General features: G+C 61.6%; 6 protein-coding genes and 2 pseudogenes. 6 read left to right on the top strand and 2 right to left on the bottom strand.

Going from position 1 to position 8,344, the window contains the following annotated elements:
• Positions 1–664 (bottom strand): annotated as a pseudogene (locus HLUSI_RS0110145) (helix-turn-helix domain-containing protein); the annotation flags it as partial.
• Between the two features lie 192 nt (positions 665–856).
• Here HLUSI_RS0110145 and eat point away from each other — a divergent pair.
• The 5 genes and pseudogenes from eat (at position 857) to eutC (ending at position 6,595) form a co-directional block, all read left to right on the top strand.
• Positions 857–2,230, top strand: a complete 1,374-nt coding sequence (gene eat, locus HLUSI_RS0110140) for an ethanolamine permease (RefSeq protein ID WP_016833858.1) — start codon at positions 857–859, stop codon at positions 2,228–2,230.
• A 49-nt stretch (positions 2,231–2,279) separates the two neighbouring features.
• Positions 2,280–3,599, top strand: coding sequence for an HAD family hydrolase (locus tag HLUSI_RS0110135; RefSeq protein WP_016833857.1), 1,320 nt, complete (start codon positions 2,280–2,282; stop codon positions 3,597–3,599).
• A 130-nt stretch (positions 3,600–3,729) separates the two neighbouring features.
• Positions 3,730–4,287: an HAD family hydrolase gene (locus tag HLUSI_RS0110130; RefSeq protein ID WP_016833856.1), complete on the top strand. Its 558-nt coding sequence runs from the start codon at positions 3,730–3,732 to the stop codon at positions 4,285–4,287.
• Positions 4,288–4,381: 94 nt separating this feature from the next.
• Positions 4,382–5,659 (top strand): annotated as a pseudogene (locus HLUSI_RS0110125) (ethanolamine ammonia-lyase subunit EutB); the annotation flags it as partial.
• An 18-nt stretch (positions 5,660–5,677) separates the two neighbouring features.
• The gene (gene eutC / locus HLUSI_RS0110120) at positions 5,678–6,595 is read left to right on the top strand and encodes an ethanolamine ammonia-lyase subunit EutC (RefSeq protein ID WP_016833854.1); all 918 of its coding nucleotides are present in this window, start codon (positions 5,678–5,680) and stop codon (positions 6,593–6,595) included.
• A gap of 40 nt (positions 6,596–6,635) precedes the next feature.
• Here eutC and HLUSI_RS0110115 read toward each other — a convergent pair whose 3' ends face one another.
• Positions 6,636–7,466 carry a VOC family protein gene (locus tag HLUSI_RS0110115; protein ID WP_016833853.1) on the bottom strand — a complete coding sequence of 277 codons (831 nt, stop codon included), beginning with the start codon at positions 7,464–7,466 and terminating at the stop codon, positions 6,636–6,638.
• A gap of 201 nt (positions 7,467–7,667) precedes the next feature.
• Between HLUSI_RS0110115 and HLUSI_RS0110110 the strand changes: the two genes are divergently transcribed.
• Positions 7,668–8,282 carry a hemerythrin domain-containing protein gene (locus HLUSI_RS0110110; protein WP_016833852.1) on the top strand — a complete coding sequence of 205 codons (615 nt, stop codon included), beginning with the start codon at positions 7,668–7,670 and terminating at the stop codon, positions 8,280–8,282.
• Positions 8,283–8,344: the final 62 nt, after the last annotated feature.

Raw genomic sequence — 8,344 nt, 5'->3', positions numbered from 1 at the left:
CATTTACTGCGCGCCGTCGGCGCAGCAGGCTGGTGCAGGCGTCGTTCTCGACCTCGCCGGCGTCGAGCATGGCCAGTAGCGTGGTGATGACGTGGTCTTGCTGCATCGCCTGCGCGCCCTGCGGCGCCTGCGCATCGAGCAAGGTCTGGATGTGCTGCGCGCAGGCAAGCAGCGCGTCCTGGCCGACGTGCAACAGTTCCGCTGCAGCCAGTCTGGACCATTCGATCCGGCAGCCAAGACGATCGGCGGCGGCAAGCAGGGTATTGCGCTGGATCACGATGCCGAGGATCTCATGATCGTCGGGCGTCATCAGCTCAAACTCGCGATGACCGGGCTGCGTCATGATCATGCCGGCGCCGACGTTGCGGCCGTTGATGCGCATGCCGCGCGCCTGCGGTTCGATGCCGAACCAGAAAGCGTCTGGCCATACGCAGCAAGACTGCAACACGGCGCGGCTGCTGCGCTCGCGAAATATCTGCAAGCCGTGCGCCTGCCATTCATTCAATTCACCACAAAAACGACCATGCGTGATTTGGTCGTAGCGCTGTTCCCAGTCCGTCAGGTTGTGGGCATGCTCATCCACGTCGCGCGCAACGGTGGTGCGCAATGCCCGCTGGATGGGCGTGGCAGGTGTGTCAGGCTGGGACAGTAAGCACGAGGACATGGACGGACTCCTTGATCGACCAGCGGCCCGCAAGCCGCGCAGTTTTGCCGAATTTCGATAACGCCGCCGAATTTGCCGTTGCTATATTGCGTCGCTAGGGCAGCGTATTGATCGATATCAAGCAAGCGCCATGCCCGACACTACAGCAGCCGACACATAGCGGCCTATCGTTCGCGCCAACAGGAGAATCCCATGAATGCAAGCTCTTCCGGGCAAGGCCATACGCTCAAGCCCGTCCTGTCCACTCTGCAGCTCTGGGCCATTGCGGTCGGGCTGGTGATTTCAGGCGAATATTTCGGCTGGAGCTACGGCTGGGCGTCGGCCGGCACGCTCGGCTTCACCGTCACCGCGCTGTTCATTGCGGCGATGTACACCACGTTCATCTTCAGCTTTACGGAACTGACCACCTCGATCCCGCATGCGGGCGGCCCGTTTGCTTACAGCAAGCGCGCGTTCGGTCCGACCGGCGGTTACCTGGCCGGCGCGGCGACACTGATCGAGTTCGTGTTCGCACCGCCGGCGATTGCGCTGGCCATCGGCGCCTATCTCAACGTGCAGTTCCCGACGGTCGACCCCAAGCTGGCGGCGCTGGGCGCCTACCTCGTGTTCATGACGCTCAATATCGTCGGCGTGCAGATCGCCGCGACGTTTGAACTCTGCGTGACGCTGTTGGCCATCTTCGAACTGCTGGTGTTCATGGGCGTGGTGTCGCCGGGCTTTTCGCTCGCCAATTTCACCAAGGGCGGCTGGTCCGGCAGCGACAGTTTCAGCCTGGCGTCGATCCCGGGCATGTTCGCGGCGATCCCGTTCGCGATCTGGTTTTTCCTGGCGATCGAAGGCGTCGCCATGGCCGCGGAAGAAGCCAGGGATCCACGACGCTCCATTCCGATCGCCTATATCACCGGCATCCTGACGCTGGTGGTGCTGGCCATCGGCGTGATGCTGTTCGCCGGCGGAGCAGGGGACTGGAGCAAGCTGTCGAACATCAACGATCCGCTGCCGCAGGCGATGAAGCTGATCGTCGGCGCCAACAGCAACTGGCTGCACATGCTGGTGTGGCTGGGCCTGTTCGGCCTGGTGGCATCGTTCCACGGCATCATCCTGGGCTATTCGCGCCAGATCTTCGCCTTGTCGCGGGAAGCCTACCTGCCGGCGTATTTCGCCAAGGTGCATCCGCGTTTCAAGACCCCGCACCGCGCCATCCTGGCGGTCGGCATCGCGGCGATCTACAGCGATGAACTGATCACCATCGGCGGCCAGACGCTGACCGCCAACATCGTCACGATGTCGGTGTTCGGCGCGATCCTGATGTACATCCTGAGCATGCTCAGCCTGTTCAAACTACGTCGCAGCGAAGCCGGCCTGGTGCGGCCGTTCCGGGCGCCGCTGTATCCGTTCTTCCCGGCGTTCGCGCTGTTTGGGGCGCTGGTCTGCATGGCCACCATGATCTATTACAACCCGCTGATCTTCGGCATCTTCGTGGCCTTGCTGGCGCTGGGCTATGCCTGGTTCCTGGCCACGGCGCGCCAGCGCGCCGAAGGGGCGGCGGCCGTTGCGGAATTCTGAACGATATAAATCTTTTATAGCGATATACCGATAACTCGACAGGGCCATCATGAACAACAATCACAAACCGACGACCGATACCGCCGCACCCACCCTCAAGCGCCGTGGCTTCCTGGGCGGCCTGCTGGCTGCCGCTGCCGGCGGGGCGCTGGCCACTATCGCCACGCCCGGCCAGGCCGCGGCACGCGCCGAAGTGGCGCTGGACCGCGCCAAGTGGGCCGCGCGCAATCACGAGATGGTGGCGCAGATGATTGCCGAGCATGGCAAGCTGGCCGCGGGCTACCAGAGCAGCAAACGCCCCTACGCCGTGTTCGACTGGGACAACACCAGCATCATGAACGACTGCGAGGAAGCGCTGTTGATGCACCAGATCAACACCTTGTCGTTCAAGCTTACGCCGGCCGAATTCAGCGCGATCATCCGCCAGAACGTGCCGCCGGGGCCGTTCACCGCGGACTTCAAGAATGCCGCAGGCAAAGTGGTGGACCTCGATTCGATCTGCGCCGACCTGGATGCCGACTATGCTTTCCTGCACGCGAACTACAAGGGTTTTGCCGGTACCAGGTCGCTCGAAGACATCAGCACGACCAGCGAATTCCTGGATTTCCGCGCCAAGCTTTACTACCTGTATGAAGCCGTCAACGACACCCACGGCGTCAATGTCGGCTATCCGTGGGTGATTTATTTCTTCGCCAACATGACCGTGGCCGAAGTGTCGGCGCTGGCCGAAGCATCCAACGACGCAGCCCTGGGCGCCGCCCTCGCCAAGGTCAAATACACCAGCCCCGCCGACCGTCCCGGCAAGGCCGGCGTGGTCAGCGTCGGCCATTTCCACGGCATTCGCCTCTGCACCGAGATCGGCGGCATGATGGACACGTTCCGCGATCACGGCATCGACATCTATGTCTGCACCGCGTCGCTCGAGGACGTGGTGGCGGTGTTTGCGACCAATCCGAAGTACGGCTACAACGTGGCCCGCGAGAACATCATCGGCCTGCGTCTCGAACGCGACGGCAGCATCTACAAAAATGCCTACCTGAAGAACTGGCCGCTGACCTGGGGACCGGGGAAGACGGTGGCGATCAAAAGCGAACTGGTGGCCGCCAAAGGCTACGGCCCGATTTTCGTGGCGGGCGACAGCGATGGCGATTACGATATGCTCAGGGACTTCGCCGATACGCGCTATGGCCTGATCGTCAACCGCATGAAGAACGGCAAGATCGGCGAGTTGTCGAAACTGGCGGCAACGCAGATCACCGCCGGCCAGCCGCGCTTCCTGTTGCAAGGCCGGCAAGAGTCCACCGGCAACTGGCTGCCCGTGGAAACCAGCATCAAGTACGGCAAGACGACGCCGCTGTTGACAGTTTAGTTTGATCGTTTGACCGGATCTGGTCGGGATCATCATCTGAGGAAAAAGGAAACGTGCCGTCCCATCAGTTCAGCCACACCGTCGGCGCCATCACGCAACCAGCCCCGCCGACCGTCCCGGCAAGGCCGGCGTGGTCAGCGTCGGCCATTTCCACGGCATTCGCCTCTGCACCGAGATCGGCGGCATGATGGACACGTTCCGCGATCACGGCATCGACATCTATGTCTGCACCGCGTCGCTCGAGGACGTGGTGGCGGTGTTTGCGACCAATCCGAAGTACGGCTACAACGTGGCCCGCGAGAACATCATCGGCCTGCGTCTCGAACGCGACGGCAGCATCTACAAAAATGCCTACCTGAAGAACTGGCCGCTGACCTGGGGACCGGGGAAGACGGTGGCGATCAAAAGCGAACTGGTGGCCGCCAAAGGCTACGGCCCGATTTTCGTGGCGGGCGACAGCGATGGCGATTACGATATGCTCAGGGACTTCGCCGATACGCGCTATGGCCTGATCGTCAACCGCATGAAGAACGGCAAGATCGGCGAGTTGTCGAAACTGGCGGCAACGCAGATCACCGCCGGCCAGCCGCGCTTCCTGTTGCAAGGCCGGCAAGAGTCCACCGGCAACTGGCTGCCCGTGGAAACCAGCATCAAGTACGGCAAGACGACGCCGCTGTTGACAGTTTAGTTTGATCGTTTGACCGGATCTGGTCGGGATCATCATCTGAGGAAAAAGGAAACGTGCCGTCCCATCAGTTCAGCCACACCGTCGGCGCCATCACGCATCCAGCGCGGAACAGCGTGCAGTGGCGCAGATGGCCCTGGCGGAACTGCCGCTGCGCATTTTCCTCAACGAAACGCTCGCGCCTTATGAAACCGACGAGGTGACGCGCCTGATCATCGACGAGCACGATGCCGCTGCGTTCGCGACGATCAGCCACCTGACGGTGGGCGATTTCCGCAACTGGCTGCTCGGGGACGACGTCGACAGCGCGACGCTCAGCGCGGTGGCGCCGGGCATCACGCCGGAAATGGCCGCGGCGGTGAGCAAGATCATGCGCAACCAGGACCTGATCCTGGTGGCGAAGAAGTGCCGCGTGGTCACCGCGTTCCGCAACACCATCGGCCTGGCCGGACGGCTGTCGACGCGCCTGCAGCCCAACCATCCGACCGACGACGCCACCGGCATTGCAGCCAGCCTGCTGGACGGTTTGGTGTACGGCAGCGGCGACGCCGTATTCGGCATCAACCCGGCCACCGACAACGTGCCGCAGGTGGTCAATCTGGTCACGATGATGGCCGACATCATTGCGCGCTACGAGATCCCGACGCAGTCTTGCGTACTGACCCACGTGACCAACACGATTGCCGCCATCGAACGCGGCGCGCCGGTCGACCTGGTGTTCCAATCGATCGCCGGCACCGAAGCCGCCAACCGCAGCTTCGGCATCGACCTGGCCTTGCTGGCCGAAGCGCGCGATGCAGCGCTGTCGCTGGGGCGCGGCACGGTCGGCGACAACGTCATGTATTTTGAAACCGGGCAGGGCAGCGCGCTGTCGGCAGGCGCCCATCACGGCATGGACCAGCAAACCTGCGAAGCGCGCGCCTATGCGGTGGCGCGCAAGTTCAAGCCGCTGCTGCTCAATACCGTGGTCGGCTTCATCGGCCCCGAGTACCTCTACGACGGCAAGCAGATCATCCGCGCCGGACTGGAAGACCATTTCTGCGCCAAGCTGCTCGGCCTGCCGATGGGTTGCGACGTCTGCTACACCAATCACGCCGAGGCCGACCAGAACGACATGGACAACCTGTTGACGTTGCTGGCGACGGCCGGCTGCAGTTTCGTCATGGGCATTCCCGGTTCCGACGACATCATGCTCAACTACCAGACCACGTCCTTCCACGATGCACTGTATGCCCGGCGTGTGCTGGGTTCGCGGCCAGCGCCGGAGTTCGAGGACTGGCTGCACCGGATGCAGATCTTCAGCACGGAGCCGCAGTTCCGCCTCAACGACGGCTTGCCGCCGACTTTTCGCGACGCCTTGCGGCGCCTGTCGTGAAACCGGGGAGCAGCGGCGATGCCCGACAATAAATCTCCCGTCGTCGACAATCCCTGGCAAGCGCTGCGCCAATTCACGGCCGCCCGCATTGCCTTGGGACGCGCAGGCGTCAGCTTGCCGACCGTGCCGCAACTGGCCTTTCAACTGGCGCACGCGCAGGCGCGCGACGCCGTGCACCTGGCGCTGGACACCGAAGCCCTGCGTGCGCAGCTGCTGCAAGCCGGCATTCCCGGCGCCGAAGAATGTCAGGTGCTCGACAGTGCCGCCACGGATCGCCTGACTTATCTGCAGCGGCCCGATCTGGGCCGGCGCCTCAGCGCAGCAGCGCGTGCGACGCTGAACGCTGCTGCGGACTATCCGGAAACGAAACAGGAAGGCGATGGAGACACGCCGCAAGAGCGGATTCATGATCTTGCCTTCGTGATCGCCGACGGCCTGTCGTCACTGGCCATCGCCAGAAATGCCGTGCCTTTTCTGCAGGCCGTGCAGCAACGCATCGCGCCGCGCTGCTGGGCACAGGCGCCACTGACCATCGTGCGTCAGGGCCGCGTTGCCATCGGCGACGACATCGGCAGCCTGTTGCGGACCCGGCTGGTGGTGGTCATGATCGGCGAACGGCCGGGCCTCAGCTCGCCGGACAGCATGGGCTTGTACCTGAGCTGGATGCCGCGTGTGGGCATGACCGATGCCGAACGCAACTGCATCTCCAACGTCCGGCCCGAAGGCATGCGTTACGACGAAGCGGCCGGCAAACTCGACTACCTGCTGACGGAAGCGCACAGGCGCCAACTGACCGGCGTCGGTCTCAAGGACGAGAGCGCGGGAAATGTGGGGTGTGAGGGAGGCGCGCAGACACTGGCAGCGCGGGGAACCAACTTCCTGTTGGTTGATGAAGACGACAGCCCGGAATCCGGGCGTCAGGGCCAAACTGGCTGAAGCACTGAAGACGCGATGATATCGTTGGCGCAACCGGTCGTCAGTCCGCAAACTCCAGCAAGGTACGAAACGCCGGCAAGGCCAATGCAAGCGTATCCACATCTTCCCGGACCGGCAAACCAAGCGCACGCGCCCGGGCTGAAATGAAGCCGCGATCACCGCCACGGAATCGGATCGCAGTAAAGCGCACATCCCGTTGCGGCGCACACGCGGCCAGCTCGCCGAAGCGCGCCGGTAAACTGCCGGCACCCGCAAACTCCAACGCAAAGTCCGCTCCCCAAAGGCCCAGGCGCGCGTAGCTTTCCGCAGCCTGTACGGGATCCTTATCGACCACCAGCAGACTGGAAATACCCCGCACGCCATTGGCATGGGCCATCCATTCCGGCCGCCAGACCAGTTCCGGCGTCAGATGCCGGCATGCGTAGACCCGGCCGGCGGCAAATTGGCCAGGACGCAGGCGAGCGGTGGAAAAACGCGCATCAACCGACTTGTCCGCAACTTGCACCGGCCGTGAAAAGTGCTGGACCGGCTGTGCATCAAGACCCAGGGCGAGCCAGCGGTCGTGGCAAGCCTCGATGTCGTCGACGGCGTAGACCAGGCCGTCGATGCCGACCGGGCTATCGAGGATTTCCTGCCGAACCTTGTCGCTGTCGCGTGGCTGGCCGATCAGTTCCAGATAACCGCCGGCCAATACGACAAGATGATTGACCGAGCCCAAGGTGTGATAGCCGCGTGGGGTGACGGTGAAACCGAGGCCGTCGAACAGCGTCTGCGCGGCGTCAATATCGTAGTGAGTGTTGATGACCAGGTGATCGAGGGCTGCTCGCGGATGGTCTGCGAGGGCATGTGTTTGGGTATCGGAACGATTCACGGTGCTTTTTCTGATCTGTGGGAGGGGATCGATGGTAACGGCAGGTAAAGGAACGGCCGACATTCATGCAAAGAGACAAATTTTCCCACGATTTTCTTACTTTTCTTACAGTAGCTTGAGTCATTTTCTGATGTTTTCTCTCCGGTGGAAACGAGACACTAATCGTGCATTTTTATCGATACATCTTTTCGGAGGAAAATCGTGAACACTACTAGCCAAGACGCCATCGTGTTACTCAAAGCGGATCATCAGGAAGCCAAAGAACTGTTCGATAAATATGAAAATATCAAGGAACATGCCGGCGACGACCAGAAAATGGAAATTGCAAAAAAAGTTTGTGGGGCTCTGCTGATCCACATGGAAATCGAAGAAAAAATATTCTACCCGCGCGTGCGTCAAAAAATAGACGATGCCGATCTGATGAATGAAGCGCTCGTGGAGCATGACGGCGCCAAATCGCTCATCCAGCAAATTGGAGAACTCAAGCCCGGCGATCCGATGTTCGACGCCAAAATCAAAGTCCTCGGCGAACAGATCGAGCACCACGTGGAAGAGGAAGAGAAGGAAATGTTTCCGAAAGCCCGGGATTCCGGGCTTGACCTGATCGAATTGGGAAGTCAGTTATTCGAAGCCAAAAATCGATTGCGGGTGGAACATGGACTACCTGCACTATCTACGACGCCTCCGACGAAAACCGATACCGATTCAGCGCCCGAAACGACACAGGCACAGGTCAAGGCGGAAAAATTTTCCACAAAGCACTCCGACGAAAAGTTTGAATTTCCCAAAGGTCAGGACGCCCGGGAAATTCGTTAGCCTGCCGCTCGTGTGACGGTCACGCCGACCGTCATTCCGTCTTTGACGGATGCGCGGGGGCC

It is taken from the genome of Herbaspirillum lusitanum P6-12, assembly GCF_000256565.1.
Classification (GTDB): domain Bacteria; phylum Pseudomonadota; class Gammaproteobacteria; order Burkholderiales; family Burkholderiaceae_D; genus Herbaspirillum; species Herbaspirillum lusitanum.
The sequence above is the reverse complement of the archived record's forward strand: the minus strand, read 5'-3'. Positions and strand labels throughout refer to the sequence as shown.